Annotated in this window: 18 protein-coding genes; 16 read left to right on the top strand and 2 right to left on the bottom strand. The window is 72.9% G+C overall.

Features of this window, described 5'->3' with window-relative positions; all coding sequences use genetic code 11:
* Positions 1 to 14 precede the first annotated feature (14 nt).
* From ABIC30_RS23150 to phnE (ABIC30_RS23125), 6 genes are all read left to right on the top strand, one after another.
* Complete coding sequence (locus ABIC30_RS23150; RefSeq protein WP_020093771.1) at positions 15 to 701, top strand: DUF1045 domain-containing protein; 687 nt, start codon at positions 15 to 17, stop codon at positions 699 to 701.
* Positions 694 to 1,314 (top strand): LbetaH domain-containing protein, encoded by a 621-nt coding sequence (locus tag ABIC30_RS23145; RefSeq protein WP_020093770.1) that lies wholly within the window; start codon positions 694 to 696, stop codon positions 1,312 to 1,314. The genes ABIC30_RS23150 and ABIC30_RS23145 overlap by 8 nt, the downstream gene beginning before the upstream one ends.
* A 114-nt stretch (positions 1,315 to 1,428) precedes the next feature.
* Complete coding sequence (gene phnC, locus ABIC30_RS23140) at positions 1,429 to 2,277, top strand: phosphonate ABC transporter ATP-binding protein (RefSeq protein ID WP_103985859.1); 849 nt, start codon at positions 1,429 to 1,431, stop codon at positions 2,275 to 2,277.
* Between the two features lie 131 nt (positions 2,278 to 2,408).
* On the top strand, positions 2,409 to 3,335 hold the full coding sequence (phnD, locus tag ABIC30_RS23135; protein WP_012320793.1) for a phosphonate ABC transporter substrate-binding protein: 927 nt from the start codon (positions 2,409 to 2,411) through the stop codon (positions 3,333 to 3,335).
* A 16-nt stretch (positions 3,336 to 3,351) separates the two neighbouring features.
* Complete coding sequence (gene phnE, locus ABIC30_RS23130; RefSeq protein ID WP_103985860.1) at positions 3,352 to 4,233, top strand: phosphonate ABC transporter, permease protein PhnE; 882 nt, start codon at positions 3,352 to 3,354, stop codon at positions 4,231 to 4,233.
* Positions 4,230 to 5,096, top strand: a complete 867-nt coding sequence (gene phnE / locus ABIC30_RS23125) for a phosphonate ABC transporter, permease protein PhnE (RefSeq protein WP_103985861.1) — start codon at positions 4,230 to 4,232, stop codon at positions 5,094 to 5,096. The genes phnE (ABIC30_RS23130) and phnE (ABIC30_RS23125) overlap by 4 nt, the downstream gene beginning before the upstream one ends.
* Positions 5,097 to 5,314: 218 nt before the next feature.
* Here the strand turns inward: phnE (ABIC30_RS23125) and phnF are convergent, their stop codons facing one another.
* A complete protein-coding gene (gene phnF, locus ABIC30_RS23120) occupies positions 5,315 to 6,058 on the bottom strand; it encodes a phosphonate metabolism transcriptional regulator PhnF (RefSeq protein WP_103985862.1) in 744 nt (247 codons plus the stop codon).
* 79 nt (positions 6,059 to 6,137) lie between these two features.
* On the opposite strand from phnF, the gene phnG reads away from it, so the two are divergent.
* From phnG to phnN, 9 genes are read left to right on the top strand one after another with little or no spacing between them, the layout of a single operon-like run.
* The gene (gene phnG / locus ABIC30_RS23115) at positions 6,138 to 6,620 is read left to right on the top strand and encodes a phosphonate C-P lyase system protein PhnG (protein WP_091980051.1); all 483 of its coding nucleotides are present in this window, start codon (positions 6,138 to 6,140) and stop codon (positions 6,618 to 6,620) included.
* 2 nt (positions 6,621 to 6,622) lie between these two features.
* Positions 6,623 to 7,210, top strand: a complete 588-nt coding sequence (gene phnH, locus ABIC30_RS23110) for a phosphonate C-P lyase system protein PhnH (protein ID WP_234081306.1) — start codon at positions 6,623 to 6,625, stop codon at positions 7,208 to 7,210.
* Positions 7,211 to 7,213: 3 nt separating this feature from the next.
* Complete coding sequence (locus ABIC30_RS23105; protein ID WP_234081304.1) at positions 7,214 to 8,320, top strand: carbon-phosphorus lyase complex subunit; 1,107 nt, start codon at positions 7,214 to 7,216, stop codon at positions 8,318 to 8,320.
* The gene (locus ABIC30_RS23100; protein ID WP_234081303.1) at positions 8,317 to 9,204 is read left to right on the top strand and encodes an alpha-D-ribose 1-methylphosphonate 5-phosphate C-P-lyase PhnJ; all 888 of its coding nucleotides are present in this window, start codon (positions 8,317 to 8,319) and stop codon (positions 9,202 to 9,204) included. Before ABIC30_RS23105 ends, ABIC30_RS23100 begins: the two co-directional genes overlap by 4 nt.
* Before the next feature lie 8 nt (positions 9,205 to 9,212).
* Complete coding sequence (locus tag ABIC30_RS23095) at positions 9,213 to 9,686, top strand: GNAT family N-acetyltransferase (RefSeq protein ID WP_234081301.1); 474 nt, start codon at positions 9,213 to 9,215, stop codon at positions 9,684 to 9,686.
* A complete protein-coding gene (gene phnK / locus ABIC30_RS23090; RefSeq protein ID WP_234081299.1) occupies positions 9,683 to 10,456 on the top strand; it encodes a phosphonate C-P lyase system protein PhnK in 774 nt (257 codons plus the stop codon). Before ABIC30_RS23095 ends, phnK begins: the two co-directional genes overlap by 4 nt.
* Complete coding sequence (gene phnL, locus ABIC30_RS23085; protein WP_020093758.1) at positions 10,453 to 11,160, top strand: phosphonate C-P lyase system protein PhnL; 708 nt, start codon at positions 10,453 to 10,455, stop codon at positions 11,158 to 11,160. The genes phnK and phnL overlap by 4 nt, the downstream gene beginning before the upstream one ends.
* Positions 11,161 to 11,171: 11 nt before the next feature.
* Positions 11,172 to 12,308 (top strand): alpha-D-ribose 1-methylphosphonate 5-triphosphate diphosphatase, encoded by a 1,137-nt coding sequence (locus ABIC30_RS23080; RefSeq protein ID WP_234081297.1) that lies wholly within the window; start codon positions 11,172 to 11,174, stop codon positions 12,306 to 12,308.
* Positions 12,308 to 12,838, top strand: a complete 531-nt coding sequence (phnN, locus tag ABIC30_RS23075) for a phosphonate metabolism protein/1,5-bisphosphokinase (PRPP-forming) PhnN (RefSeq protein WP_234081296.1) — start codon at positions 12,308 to 12,310, stop codon at positions 12,836 to 12,838. The genes ABIC30_RS23080 and phnN overlap by 1 nt, the downstream gene beginning before the upstream one ends.
* Before the next feature lie 173 nt (positions 12,839 to 13,011).
* Here the strand turns inward: phnN and ABIC30_RS23070 are convergent, their stop codons facing one another.
* Complete coding sequence (locus tag ABIC30_RS23070; RefSeq protein WP_020093755.1) at positions 13,012 to 13,875, bottom strand: outer membrane protein; 864 nt, start codon at positions 13,873 to 13,875, stop codon at positions 13,012 to 13,014.
* Between the two features lie 308 nt (positions 13,876 to 14,183).
* Here ABIC30_RS23070 and ABIC30_RS23065 point away from each other — a divergent pair.
* Positions 14,184 to 14,278: GTP-binding protein (locus ABIC30_RS23065; protein WP_133250949.1), on the top strand; the 95-nt coding region annotated here is incomplete at its 3' end.

Below are 14,278 nucleotides of genomic sequence, written 5' to 3'. Positions count from 1 at the left end.
ATCGGAGACCCTACGTGTCGCGCCGCTACGCCCTCTACTGGCTGCCCGCCCCGGATTCGCGCCTCGAAGCCTTCGGCCGGGCGATCCTCGGCACCGACAACGTCGCCGGGCTGCCGGTGCCGCACCCGGAGGGGCTCGGTGATCTCGCTGCGGTCACGGCGGGCGCGCGGGTCTACGGGTTCCACGCCACCCTCAAGGCGCCGCTGCGCCTCGCCCCCGGCACCGGGGAGGCCGACCTCGTGGCCGCCGCCCGCGCCCTCGCGGCCGCGCACCCGCCAGTGGCGGTGGGGCCGCTCCGGGTCGCCGCCCTCGGGCCGTTCCTCGCCCTGGTGCCGGAGACACCCCCGCCGGAACTCGGGCTCCTCGCCGCCGAGTGCGTCGCCGCCCTCGACCCGTTCCGGGCGCCGCTCACGGAGGCCGAGCGCGCCAAGCGCCGGCCGGAGCGCCTCGACCCGCGCGGCCGCGCGCTCCTCGAGCGCTGGGGCTATCCCTACGTGTTCGAGGCCTTCCGCTTCCACATGACCCTGACCGACGCCCTGCCGGAGGCGGAGCGCGACCTCTGGCACCGGCGCCTGTCCGAGGCCTACGCCGCCGCGGGACCGGAGCCCCTGCGGATCGACGCCATCAGCCTCCTGACCCAGGACGGGTCGGGGCCGTTCCGGCTCCTGGCGCGCCTGCCCTTCGGAGAGGCCCGTGGTTGACCGCCCCCTCGGCCTCGAACCCGCGCTCGATCCGAGCGCCCGGGTCGTCGACAGCCGCCTCGGCCGCTACACCGAGGTCGGCGCCCGCACCCGCCTCACCGAGACGACCCTCGACGACTATTCCTACATCGGTGAGGACGGCGAGGTGATCTACACCGCGATCGGCAAGTTCTGCTCGATCGCCGCCAGCGTGCGGATCAATCCCGGCAACCACCCGATGGAGCGGGCGTCGCAGGCGCACTTCACCTACCGGGCGCGCGCCTACTGGCCGGAGGAAGCGGACGAGCCCGCCTACTTCGACCGGCGCCGGGCGAGCCCGGTGGCGATCGGCCACGATGTCTGGATCGGCCACGGCGCGGTCGTCCTGCCCGGGCGCACGATCGGCACCGGCGCGGTGGTGGGGGCGGGCGCCATCGTCACCCGCGACGTCGAGCCCTACACGATCGTCGTCGGCAATCCCGCCCGGCCGGTCCGGCGCCGCTTCCCCGAGGCCGTCGCGGACCGTCTGACCCGCTTGGCGTGGTGGGACTGGGACCACGAGCGCCTGCGCCGGGCGCTGCCGGATTTCCGCGGGCTGCCCATCGAAGCATTCCTGGAGCGCCACGAAGATTAAGTCGGCTATCGAAAAGCCGAGATGCTGCGCCGGCAAATATAATCGTTCCGAATACGTCATCCAATCGTCGTCAAACCGGCGTCTACGTGCGGCCGTTCCCCGGCGGATGGTGGCATGCTGGTTATCGAGGATCTCACGCGCCAGTACGGCGACCGACGCGCCGTCGACGGCGTGTCGCTCCGGATCGAGCCCGGCAGCTTCGTCGGGGTGATCGGCCGGTCCGGTGCCGGCAAGTCCACGCTGCTGCGCCTCATCAACCGGCTGGCGGATCCGAGTTCGGGACGCATCCTCCACGACGGCCGCGAGGTCACCACCCTGCGCGGCCGCCCGCTGCGCGAGTGGCGCACCCGCTGCGCCATGATCTTCCAGCAATTCAACCTCGTCGGCCGGCTCGACGTCATGACCAACGTGCTGATGGGGCGCCTCAGCCACGTGCCGACCCACCGCGCCCTGCTCCGGCAATGGTCCGCCGAGGACCGCGCCATGGCCCTCGCCGCCCTGGAGAGCTTCGACATGGGCGAGTTCGCCGGCCAGCGGGCCGACGGCCTGTCGGGCGGCCAGCAGCAGCGCGTCGCCATCGCCCGCGCCCTCGTGCAGGAACCCGAGATCCTGCTCGCCGACGAGCCGGTCGCCTCGCTCGACCCGCGCAACACGCGGCTCGTGATGGACGCGCTCGCCGACGTGAACCGGCGCTACGGCATCACGGTGCTGTGCAACCTGCACTCCCTCGACCTCGCCCGCGCCTACTGCGACCGCCTCGTCGGCCTCGCGGCCGGGCGGGTCGTGTTCGAGGGCGGCCCCTTCGACCTCACCGAGGACGTGGCGCGCCGGCTCTACGGCCTGGAGGCCGGCGAGGTGCTGGACGATTCCGCGCAGCGCGAGGCGGAGCAGCGGGCCGCGATGCCGGGCCGGCCCGGTCACGTGCCGGCGCGGCCGGTCCGCGAGGCCGCCCTCGGCGCCTGATCCGGGCCCCGGGCCCCAACGAACACCGCCAGAGCGCACCGCCAGAGCGCACCGCCAAAATGCACCGTCTTGGAAACGCCCGACCGGCCTCCGGCCGGCTGAACCTCGCCGACGCCACGAAGGACGACCCGATGATCACCCGACGCACCCTCGCCGCCGCCGCGGCCCTCGCCCTCCTCGGCCTGCCGGCCGCCGCCCAGGACTGGAAGGCCCAGTATCCGGAGCTGACGCTGGGCGTGATCCCGGCCGAGAACGCCTCGGGCACCGCCGACCGCTGGGCGCCGCTCACCGCCTACCTGACCAAGACGCTCGGCGTGCCGGTCAAGCTGCGGGTGGCGAGCGACTACGCCGCCGTGATCGAGGGCCAGCGCGCCGGCAACATCCAGATCGCGTGGTACGGGCCGGCCTCGTTCGCGCGGGCCGTGATGACCGGCGTGAAGATCGAGCCGATCGTCAACCAGAAGCACGAGACCGGCGCCTCGGGCTACTATTCGGTGGTCTACGTGCTGGCCTCCAGCCCCTACAAGACCGTCGAGGATCTCAAGGGCAAGAACCTCGCGCTGGTCGATCCGAACTCCACCTCCGGCAATCAGGCGCCGCGCTTCTTCCTGAAGCGGGCCGGCTACGACGTCGAGAAGTTCTTCGGCAAGACCTTCTACGCGGGCAGCCACGAGAACGCCGTCCTGGCGCTCACCCAGGGCACGGCCGACGCCGCCGCCAACCTGTGGAATTCCGAGACCGACACGATGGTCACCCGCATGGCCGCCAAGGGCATGCTCAAGAAGCCCGACGGCACGCCGATGCAGCAGTCGGACTTCCGGGTCGTGTTCAAGTCCGACTTCCTGCCGGAGGGGCCCTTCGCCGTGCTGGCGAGCCTGCCGGACGACCTGAAGGCCAAGATCCGCGACGCCTTCGTGGCCCTGCCGAAGGCCGACAAGGCCGCGTTCGACCGGCTCTCCGACGGCAAGGACCAGGATCTCACGCCGGTGACCCTCAAGGATTACCAGCCGATCATCGACATGCTGCGGTTCAACGACGAGCAGCGTCGGAAGTCCTGATCCGGAGCCGCCCGCCTTGCGCGGTCTGACACCCCTGTCGCCGGAGCGGGCAGCCGCCCTCTCCGGCCTCTACGCGGCGGCGACCGGCGAGGCCCGCCGCCGCACGCTGGCGGGCTTCGCCCTGGTGGCGGCGCTCGCCGTGGTCGCGGGCCTGATCGCCGAGGTGCGGCCGCTGGTCTTCGCCGAGAACATCGGCAAGTTCACCGCCTACATCCAGCAGATCCTGCCGCCGATCAGCCTCGAGCACCCGCTGGAGGACGTCCGCGCCTGGTACTGGGGCCTGCCCAGATGGCTGGGCCTGCTGGGCGAGACCCTGCTCATGGCCTATCTCGGGACGCTGCTCGGGGGGCTGGCGGGCTTCGCCCTCAGCTTCGTGGCCGCCGCCAACCTCGTGCGGTCGCGCGTGCTGCGCGTCGGCGCCAAGCGCCTCCTGGAACTGTGCCGCACCGTCCCCGAGGTCGTGTTCGCGCTGATCTTCGTCATCGCCTTCGGCCTCGGCCCGATGGTGGGCGTGCTCGCCATCGCGATCCACACCACGGGCGCGCTGGGCAAGCTGTTCTCCGAGGTGGTCGAGAACATCGACATGCGGCCCGTCGAGGGCCTGTCGGCCTCGGGCGCGACCTGGGTCCAGACGGTGCGCTTCGCGGTCTTGCCGCAGGTGCTGTCGAACTTCGCCTCCTACGCGCTGCTGCGCTTCGAGATCAACGTGCGCGGCGCCGGGGTGATGGGCTTCGTCGGCGCCGGCGGCATCGGCCAGGAATTCCTCGTGGCGATCCGCAATTTCTACTACGCGGACGTGAGCGCGATCCTCGTGCTGATCATCCTGACCGTCTTCTGCATCGACCTCGTCACCGAGCGGGTCCGCCACCGCCTGATCGGCGCGGAGCACGCCCGATGAGCGCGCGTCCCGAGACCCTGCGGGCGGCGGCCCGGGCCGACCTCGGCCGCCTGCGCGCGCGCTACCCCGCGCAGTTCCGCGCCGACTGGCCGGGGCGGGCGCGGCTCGCCGCCCTGCTCGTCGTCCTGGTGGGGCTCGCGGCGCTCGGCTACTGGCGCCTCGACTTCTCGGTGGCGCGGATCCTCCACGGGCTCGGGCGGCTCGGCACCTTCGCGGTGCTGATGCTGCCGCCATCGCCGGAGGGCCAGTTCTGGACCTTCCTGCACGCGCTGGGCGAGACCCTCGGCATCGCCTTCCTGGGCACGCTGACGGCGGCGATCCTCGCCTTCCCGGTGGCGTTCCTGGCGGCGCGGAACGTCGTGCCCAACCCGTTCGCGCGGTTCGCGGTCCGCCGCGGCCTCGACGTGATGCGCTCGGTCGACGTGCTGATCTGGGCGCTGATCTGGATCAACGTCGTCGGCCTGGGCCCGTTCGCCGGGGCGCTCGCGATCGCGTGCTCGGATTTCGGCGCGCTCGGCAAGCTGTTCTCGGAGGCGATCGAGACCTGCGACAAGCGGGCCGGCGAGGGCGTCGTCGCTTCGGGCGGCTCGGCGCTCCACCGCATCCGCTTCGGGCTGATCCCCGGGGTGCTGCCGGTGCTGGCGAGCCAGGTTCTCTACTTCTTCGAGTCGAACACCCGCTCGGCGACGATCATCGGCATCGTCGGCGCGGGCGGCATCGGCCAGTACCTCACCGAGCTGATCCGCGTGCTGGAGCTGCAGCAGGTCGCATTCCTGGTTCTGATGATCCTCGTGACCGTGGCGGCGATCGACTGGGTCTCGACCCGCCTGCGCCGGGCGATCATCGGGCCGGCGGCGCGCTGAGGGAGGCCTCGGCTTTCCGGCATCACGCGCGGAGCGCAATGACCCAGGGTCGCGCTGCCCCGGGTCGCTTCGCTCCGCTCGCGAGGACGGAGTGCCGAGGCCCTCGCGCGGACATCGCGCGGAGGTCGCGCGGAGGTCGCGCGGAGGTCGCGCGGAGGTCGCGCGGAGGTCGCGCGGAGGTCGCGCGGAGGTCGCGCGGAGGTCGCGCGGACATCGCATCACCCGCCGATCACCAGCTCCACGCGGTCGGCGGCGAACAGGGTGCGGTTCGCCTGGATCGGCACGCCGGCGGGATCGATGTTGACGCTCGACACCACCAGCACGACCCGCGCCGGCGCGATGTCGAGGCGCTGCGCCTCCGCGGAGTCCGCGGGGCGGGCCCGGATCCGCGTCGAGAGCCGGGTGTAGTCGTGGACGCCGCAGGTCGCGAAGGCCCGGGTGATCGAGCCGCGCGCCGCGTAGGCCTCGGCGAAACCCGCGAAGCGCGGCAGCGGCAGCCAGGTCAGCGCCGTCGAGAGCGGGGCGCCGTCCGCCCGGTGGACCGTCAGCAGCTCCAGGATCGGCGCGCCGGGGGCGAGGGCCAGGGACGCCGCCTGCTCGGTCCCGGCCGGGACCGTGGTCGCCGCGACGAGGTCGCCCCAGGCCTCGCGCCCGGCCCCGGCGACGATCTCGGAGAAGCGCGTGCGCGGCCCGATCGGGTAGGCGAGCGGCGCCTCCTCCACGAAGGTGCCGCGGCCCTGGCTGGCGCGCACGAGCCCGCCCTCGGCCAGCGCCGCGAGGGCGCGCCGCACCGTGTGCCGGTTCACCGCGAACCGCGCCGCCAGGGCGGCCTCGGCGGGGAGCTGCTGTCCCGGCGCGTAGCGTCCCGCCGCGATCTCGGCCGTCAGCGCGTCGGCGATCTGCCGCCACGCCGTCAGCCCCTCGCCCCGGACGAGGCCGGCCGCCTGCTCCTGCGCATCCATCCTGTCATCCAAACTTCATTTGTGCGGCGCACGCCAGTTGTCTATACACCTATACAACCGAGCGACGAAGGGATTCGCGATGACGACGACCCCGAGACATCCGGGATCCGAGGGCGAGACCGCGGCGCGCCAGGCGGTCATGGCCCTCTGTGCCGAGGCGAGCCGCGCGGATCTCGAGGCGGCCCTCGAGGCGGCCGTGTCGGGCCTCGAAGCGCCCGCGGCCGCGGACCTGCGTCCGCCCGAGACCGGTCTCGTGATGGCGTCGGGCCGGATCGGCGGCGACGGTCGCCCGTTCAATCTCGGAGAGGTCAGCGTGACCCGGGCCGCCATCCGCCTCGCGGACGGTCCGGCGGGCTTCGCCTACCATCTCGGCCGCGACCGCGCGAAGGCGCGGCTCGCCGCGATCCTCGACGCCCTCTGGCAGGATCCGGTCCGGCGCGCCCGGGTCGAGGCCGCCCTGGAGCCCGCCGCCCGGCGGCTCGCGGCCTCCCGGGATCGGGCCGCCCGGCGCACGGCCGCCACCCGCGTCGATTTCCTGACCCTCGCCCGCGGAGAGGATTGAGCATGCTCGCCCCCGGCTTCGCCGACCCGGTTCACGACGCGCAGGACACGTTCCGCGCCGTGATGGACGCCCTCGCCCGCCCCGGACGCGTCCGGCCCCTCACGCCGGGCCTCGCGCCGCCCGCGCCCCTGACGCCGGAACTGGCCGCCGTCGCGCTGACGCTCACCGATGCCGACACGCCGGTCTGGCTCGATCCGGCCCTCGCCGCGGCGCCGGAGGTCGCGGAATACCTGCGCTTCCACACCGGCGCGCCGCTCACCGGCGACCCGGCCGCGGCGGCCTTCGCGCTGGTCAGCGAACCGGCGCGCTGCCCGCCGCTGGCGGAGTTCGCCGCCGGGACGCCGGCCTATCCCGACACCGCCACGACGCTGGTGCTCGCCCTCGACGCGCTCGCGGAGGGGGAGGGACTGTGCCTGTCCGGCCCCGGCATCCGGGGCACCGCCGGGATCGCGCCGGCGCCCCTGCCGGACGGCTTCGCGGCGCAGCTCGCGGAGAACCGCGCGGGCTTCCCCCTGGGCGTCGACCTGATCCTGACGGCGCCCGGCCGCGTGGCCGGCCTGCCGCGCTCCACGACGGTGACGGAGGCCTGATCCATGTACGTGGCCGTGAAGGGCGGCGAGGCCGCCATCGACAACGCTCACCGTCTCCTCGCCGAGGCGCGCCGGGGCGATCCGGCCGTGCCGGAGCTCTCCGTCGAGCAGATTCGGGAGCAGATGGCGCTGCTCGTCGACCGGGTGATGACCGAGGGCTCGCTCTACGATCCGAACCTCGCGGCGCTGGCGCTCAAGCAGGCGCGCGGCGACGTGGTCGAGGCGGTGTTCCTGGTCCGCGCCTACCGGACCACGTTGCCGCGCTTCGGCGCCTCCGCGCCGGTCGACACCGGCGCCATGGCGGTTGAGCGCCGGATCTCCGCGACCTTCAAGGACCTGCCCGGCGGGCAGGTGCTCGGGCCGACCTTCGACTACACCCACCGGCTGGTCGACTTCGCGCTCGCCGCCGAAGCCGGGATCGAGCCCGCCGCCGAGGCCGCGCCGCGGGCCGATGCCGGCACCTGCCCGCGGGTCACCGACCTGCTGGCCCGGGACGGCCTGATCGAGCCCTCGCCCCCCGACGACGGCGCGCCCGCGGGCGACCTCACCCGCGAGCCGGTGGACTACCCTGCCAACCGGGCGCTCCGCCTCCAGGCGCTCGCCCGGGGCGACGAGGGCTTCGTGCTCGGACTCGCCTACTCGACGCAGCGCGGCTACGGCCGCACCCACCCGTTCGTCGGCGAGATCCGAGTCGGGGAGGTCGCGGTCGAGTTCGTGCCCGAGGAACTGGGCTTCGCGGTGCCGCTCGGCCGGGTGCGGCTCACCGAGTGCCAGATGGTGAACCAGTTCAAGGGCTCGGGGGCTGCCCCGCCCCAGTTCACCCGCGGCTACGGGCTGAGCTTCGGGCAGAGCGAGCGCAAGGCCATGGCGATGGCCCTGGTCGACCGGGCGCTCCGCGCTGAGGAGCTGGGCGAGCCGGTGGCGAGCCCGGCCCAGGACCAGGAATTCGTGCTGGCCCACTGCGACAGTCTCCAGGCGACCGGCTTCGTCGAGCACCTGAAGCTGCCCCACTACGTCGACTTCCAGGCCGAGCTGGAACTGGTTCGCCGGCTACGTACCGAGTTCGAGCGCGGGTCCGACACCGTCGAGATGCAGGAGGCCGCCGAATGAGCGCCGCGATCGCGCACCGCCCGGAGAGCGAACCGGGCTACAACTTCGCCTATCTCGACGAGGGCACGAAGCGGATGATCCGCCGGGCCATCCTCAAGGCCATCGCGGTGCCGGGCTACCAGGTGCCCTTCGCCTCCCGCGAGATGCCGATGCCCTACGGCTGGGGCACCGGCGGCGTGCAGGTGACGGCCGCGATCCTCGGCCGCACGGACGTGCTCAAGGTCATCGACCAGGGCGCCGACGACACCACCAACGCGGTCTCGATCCGCCGGTTCTTCGCCAAGACCTCCGGGGTGGCCACCACCACCCGCACCGCGGAGGCGACGGTGATCCAGACCCGCCACCGCATCCCCGAGACGCCGCTCACCGAGGGCCAGACCCTGGTCTACCAGGTGCCGATCCCCGAGCCCCTGCGCTTCCTCGAGCCCCGCGAGACCGAGACCCGCCAGCTCCACGCGCTGGCCGAGTACGGCGCCATGCACGTGAAGCTCTACGAGGATATCAGCCGCCACGGCCACATCGCCACCACCTACGCGTACCCGGTGGAGGTGGCGGGCCGCTACGTGATGGACCCGTCGCCAACGCCGAAATTCGACAACCCCAAGATGGACGACTGCCCGGCGCTCCAGCTCTTCGGCGCGGGCCGCGAGCGGCGGATCTACGCGGTGCCGCCCTACACGCGGGTGCGCAGCCTCGACTTCGAGGACCACCCGTTCCGGATCCAGGCGTTCGAGCATCCCTGCGCGCTGTGCGGTGCCGAGGGCGTCTATCTCGACGAGGTGCTGCTCGACGATGCGGGCCGGCGCATGTTCGTCTGCTCGGACACCGACCATTGCGAGGGGCGCCGCGCGGACGGCCATGTCGGCACGGGGGACGCGGCATGAGACGCGCTATGACCGACCTCACGGTCCGCCGGGCCGGAAAGCCCGACCTGCCCGCGATCCTCGACCTCTACGCCGAGCTGAACGGCGGGCAGGTGGCGACCCTGGCACAGGCCGGGGCGCTGCTCGACCGGCTCGCGGCCTATCCCGATTACGGGCTCTACGTGGCCGAACGCGACGGCGCGGTCGTCGGCACCTTCTGTCTCGTCATCCTCGACAACATCGCCCACTGGGGCACGCCCTCGGCGCTCGTCGAGAGTGTCGTGGTCGCGTCCCAGCACCGCGGCGGCGGCCACGGCCGGGCGATGATGCACGAGGCGGCCCGGCTCGCCGAGGCGCGGGGCTGCTACAAGCTCGCCCTGTCGTCGAACGTCGACGCCAAGCCGGCCCACGCCTTCTACGAGAGCCTCGGCTTCGAGCGCTACGGCTACAGCTTCCGTCTCGATCCCCCTTTCCTGCCCGACGCCGCGGAGGCGACCCGATGAGCGAATCCCTGCTTCAGGTCCGCGGCCTGACCAAGCGCTACGGCGCCCGGCTCGCCTGCGCCGACGTGTCGTTCGACCTCGTCCCCGGCGAGGTGCTGGCGATCGTGGGCGAATCCGGTTCCGGCAAGTCGACGCTCCTCTCCCTCATCGCCACCGAGCTGGCGCCCGATTCCGGGACGGTCGCCTATCGGATGCGCGACGGCGCGCTGCGCGACCTCGCCACCTTGAGCGAGGCCGGGCGCCGGGCGCTGATGCGCACCGAGTGGGGCTTCGTTCGCCAGGACGCGGCCCAGGGCCTGCACATGGCGGTCTCGGCCGGCGGCAATGTCGGCGAGCGGCTGATGGGGCTCGGCGACCGCCATTACGGGCGGATCCGCGCCCAGGCCCTCGACTGGCTCGGCCGCGTCGAGATCGCCGCCGACCGGATCGACGACCCGCCGACGCGCTTCTCCGGCGGCATGCGCCAGCGCCTGCAGATCGCCCGGAACCTCGTCACCGGCCCCCGCCTGGTGCTGATGGACGAGCCGACCTCCGGCCTCGACGTCTCGGTCCAGGCCCGGCTCCTCGACCTGATCCGCCGGCTCTCGGCCGAGCTGGGGCTCGCGGTGATCATCGTCACCCACGACCTCGCGGTGGCGCGGCTCCTCTCGCACCGGATCATGGTCATGCGCGCCGGCCGGGTGATCGAGACCGGCCTCACCGACCGCGTGCTCGACGATCCCGAGCACGCCTACACCCAGCTCCTCGTCGCCTCGGTGCTCGCCGCATGACCGCGCTCCTGACCTTCGAGACCGTCGCCAAGAGCTTCACTCTGCACCTGCGCGGCGGCGTCGTGCTGCCGGTGGTGGGCGATGTCAGCCTGTCCGTGGAGCCCGGCGAGTGCGTGGTGCTCGGCGGCCCGTCCGGAGCGGGGAAATCCTCGCTGCTGAAGATGGCCTACGGCAACTACCGCTGCGACGGCGGCGCGATCCTGGTCCGCGACGGCGCGACGGTCGTGGACGTCGTCCGGGCCGATCCGCGGGCGGTCCTGGCGCTGCGGGCGCGGGTGATCGCCTACGTGTCGCAGTTCCTCCGGGTGATCCCGCGGGTCCCAGCCCTCGACGTCGTCGAGGCCGCCGGCCGCGAGGGCGGATTGTCCGAAGCGGCGGCACGCGCGCGGGCCGAGACCCTGCTGGCCCGGCTCAACTTGCCGGAGCGGCTCTGGGGCCTGCCGCCCGCGACCTTCTCGGGCGGCGAGCAGCAGCGGGTCAACATCGCTCGGGGCCTGATCGCCGACCGGCCGCTCCTGCTCCTCGACGAGCCGACCGCCTCCCTGGACGCGGAGAACCGCGCCGTGGTGGCCGAGCTCGTCCGCGAGAAGCTCAGGGCCGGGGCCGGCGTGCTCGGCATCTTCCACGACAGCGAGATGCGCGACGCTGTGGCGACCCGGGTGGTCGATGTCACCCGCTTCGCGCCGCAAGCCCGGGCAGCCTGAGGATCCTCACGATGGACGACTTCATCCTCGAGAACGCGACCCTGGTCCTGCCGGACCGGGTGCAGCGCGGCTGGCTCGCGGTCTCGGACGGAGCGATCGCCGAGATTGGCGAGGGGCGCCCGCCCGCGCGCGGCCTCGATCTCGGCGGCGACCACCTGATCCCCGGCCTGATCGAGCTGCACACCGACCACCTGGAGAGCCATTTCGCGCCGCGCCCGAAGGTGCGCTGGCATCCCCTCGGCGCCGTCCTGGCCTACGACGCGCAGATCACCGCCTCGGGCATCACCACGGTGTTCGATTCGCTCCGTGCCGGCAGCGATCCGGACGGCAGCGGCCTCGGCTCCGAGCTGGAGCAGCTCGCCGGCGCCATCGCCACCGCGCGCGCCGCCGACCTGTTCCGGGCCGAGCACTTCACGCACCTGCGCTGCGAGTTGCCCTCCCTGGACGTGCTCGACACGGTGGCGACCTTCACGGCCCGCTACCCGGTGGGGCTGATCTCGCTGATGGACCACACGCCCGGCCAGCGGCAGTTCCGCGACATGGAGAAGTACTACACCTACGCCACCCGCGGCGGACGGCCGATGGACGAGATCCGCGCCAACACCGAGCGCAAGGTCCGCGACGGGCGCGCGCTCAACGCGAAGAACCGGCCGGCCCTCGTCCAGTTCGCCCGCGAGATGGGCATCCCGCTGGCGAGCCACGACGACACCACCCTGGCCGACGTCGACCTCGCGGTCGGCGAGGGCGTGCGGCTAGCCGAGTTCCCCACCACCCTGGAGGCGGCCGAAGCCGCGCACCGGCAGGGCATCACCGTGATGATGGGCGCGCCGAACCTGATTCGCGGCGGCTCGCATTCCGGCAACGTCGCGGCCCTGGCGCTGGCCGAGGCCGGGCACCTCGACATCCTGTCGTCGGACTACGTGCCGGCGAGCCTGCTGATGGCGGCCTTCCTGCTGCCCGAGCAGGCGCCCGGGATCACGCTGCCCGCGGCGCTCGCCACCGTCACGTCGAACCCCGCCCGCGCCACCGGCCTGACCGATCGCGGCGCCCTGGCGCCCGGGCTGCGGGCCGATCTCGTGCGCGTGCAGCGGGCCGAGGGCGTGCCGGTCGTCCGCGAGGTCTGGCGCGCCGGCCGGCGGGTCGCCTGATGGCGGGCTGCCTCGTCCTGGTGGTCGGCCCGAGCGGGGCTGGCAAGGACACGTTGATCCGGCTCGCCCGGGCGGCGCTCGCCGACGACCCGCGCTACGTCTTCCCGCGCCGCCTCGTCACCCGCCCGCCCTCGGCCGACGAGGACAACGACGAGATCGACGAGGCGGCCTTCACCGAGGGCTGCGCGGCCGAGCGCTTCACCCTGAGCTGGCGCGCCCACGGCCTCGGCTACGCGCTCCCGGAGACGGTCGGCCGGCGCGTCGCCGACGGCCACGTGGTGGTCTGCAACGTCTCGCGCCGCGTCGTCGCGCGGGCGCGTTCGGGCCTCTCGCGGGTGAGCGTCGTCGAGATCACGGCGCCGGCCGAGATCCTGGCGCGGCGCATCGCCGCCCGCGGCCGGGCGCAGGACGGCGACTTGGCCGCGCGTCTCGCCCGGGAGGGCGGCGTCACCGCGGACCTGACGATCCTCAATACCGGCTCTGCGGAGGCTGCGGCCGGACGGCTGGTGGCGCACCTGCGCGCCTGCTGACGCGGAGCGGCTCTCGGCGGCTCGGGCCGCGATCCCGGTCGCAGATCGTGGGGCGCGATCCGGGGCTCGCGCGCCGGCCGCGCGGCGCGCGTGCGCCACGAAAAAAGGGCGGGCGCCGATGCCGGCACCCGCCCTCGCTGTGATCCGCCGGGGAGACCCCGGCGTCGTCCGACTCAGATGCCGCCGAACTTGTAGTTGAAGCCGGCGCGGACGATGCTGCCCTCGGTGCGGAAGCGCGAGATGTACGCGCCGTTGCCCACGCCCGGGACCGCGCCGACGAGAACGTTCTGGCTGCCGAGGTCGTAGTGCAGGTACTCGGCCTTCACCGTGATGGCGTCGTACTTGATGCCGATGTAGCGGCCGAGCGCGAAGGTGTTCAGGAAGCTGTCGGTCGGCAGGGCGAACTCGATGCCGCCGCCGTAGGCGAAGCCGGTCTTGAAGTCGTCGTAGCGGCCGGCGAACTGGAGGCGGCCACCCGGGGTGTAGAAGTTGGCGTCGTGGAATACGTTGCCGTAGGCGAGGCCGCCCATCCCGTAGACCAGGACGCGGTCGAAGGCGTAGCCGACGCGGCCGGTGAGGGTGCCGAGCCAGTCGAGGCTCTGGCGGAACTGGCTGATGTTCGGCGGGCCGCCGGCGACGTTGCCGGTGCCGAGCACGACCCGGTTCTTGGTGATGTCCGTCCAGTCGATGCTGTTGGCGATACCGACGACGATGCCGGCGCCCGGCGTGAACTGGTAGTTGTAGCCGGCGGTGCCGCCGATGTTGGCGAAGCCGTCCTGCGAGGTCGAGGTCGCGAACGGGCGACGGCCGAGGGCGACGTTGGTGGCGTTGCCGGGCTGGACGCCGACGGTCGTGATGCGCTCGCGGTCGGTGAAGGTGTAGGCGGACTCGAGACCGGCGTAGAAGCCCGTCCAGGTGAAGACCGGCACCGGCGTGAAGACCGGCGGCGGCGCGGCGCGACGCGGCAGGTCGGCGGCGGAGGCGGCCGTCGTGACCAGGGCCGTCGCGGCGGTGGCGAGGAGGAGCTTCTTCATCATGGCGGGGGTCCGAGGTGACGCGTTGTTGTCGCCACTTAAGCTCGGCCGCACGGATCCCGCTATGCCCGCGAAGCCACACTGTGGCGCGAAAGCGGCGCGGATACTGCCTGTGATTGATCTTTCTCCGTTCAAGACTCGCATCCGCAGCTTGACAGCGCGGTCGGTCGGCGGGCCCCCGCGCGTCGCGGAGCTTGATCCCTGGCGGCCGACCCTCTAAGCGGACCGCGTTTTTCGCCCCTGTCGGAACTTCGGGGCGGCGGACCAGGATTCGGGGCCCTTGCGTGGTCCCCGCCGCAGGAATGGGAATCATGGGCAAGGAAAAGTTCTCCCGCACCAAGCCGCACTGCAACATTGGCACGATCGGCCACGTCGATCACGGCAAGACGTCTCTGACGGCGGCGAT

This window comes from Methylobacterium sp. 1030, assembly GCF_040544715.1.
In the GTDB taxonomy this organism is placed as follows: Bacteria; Pseudomonadota; Alphaproteobacteria; order Rhizobiales; family Beijerinckiaceae; genus Methylobacterium.
This window is presented reverse-complemented; position numbering and strand designations above follow the sequence as displayed.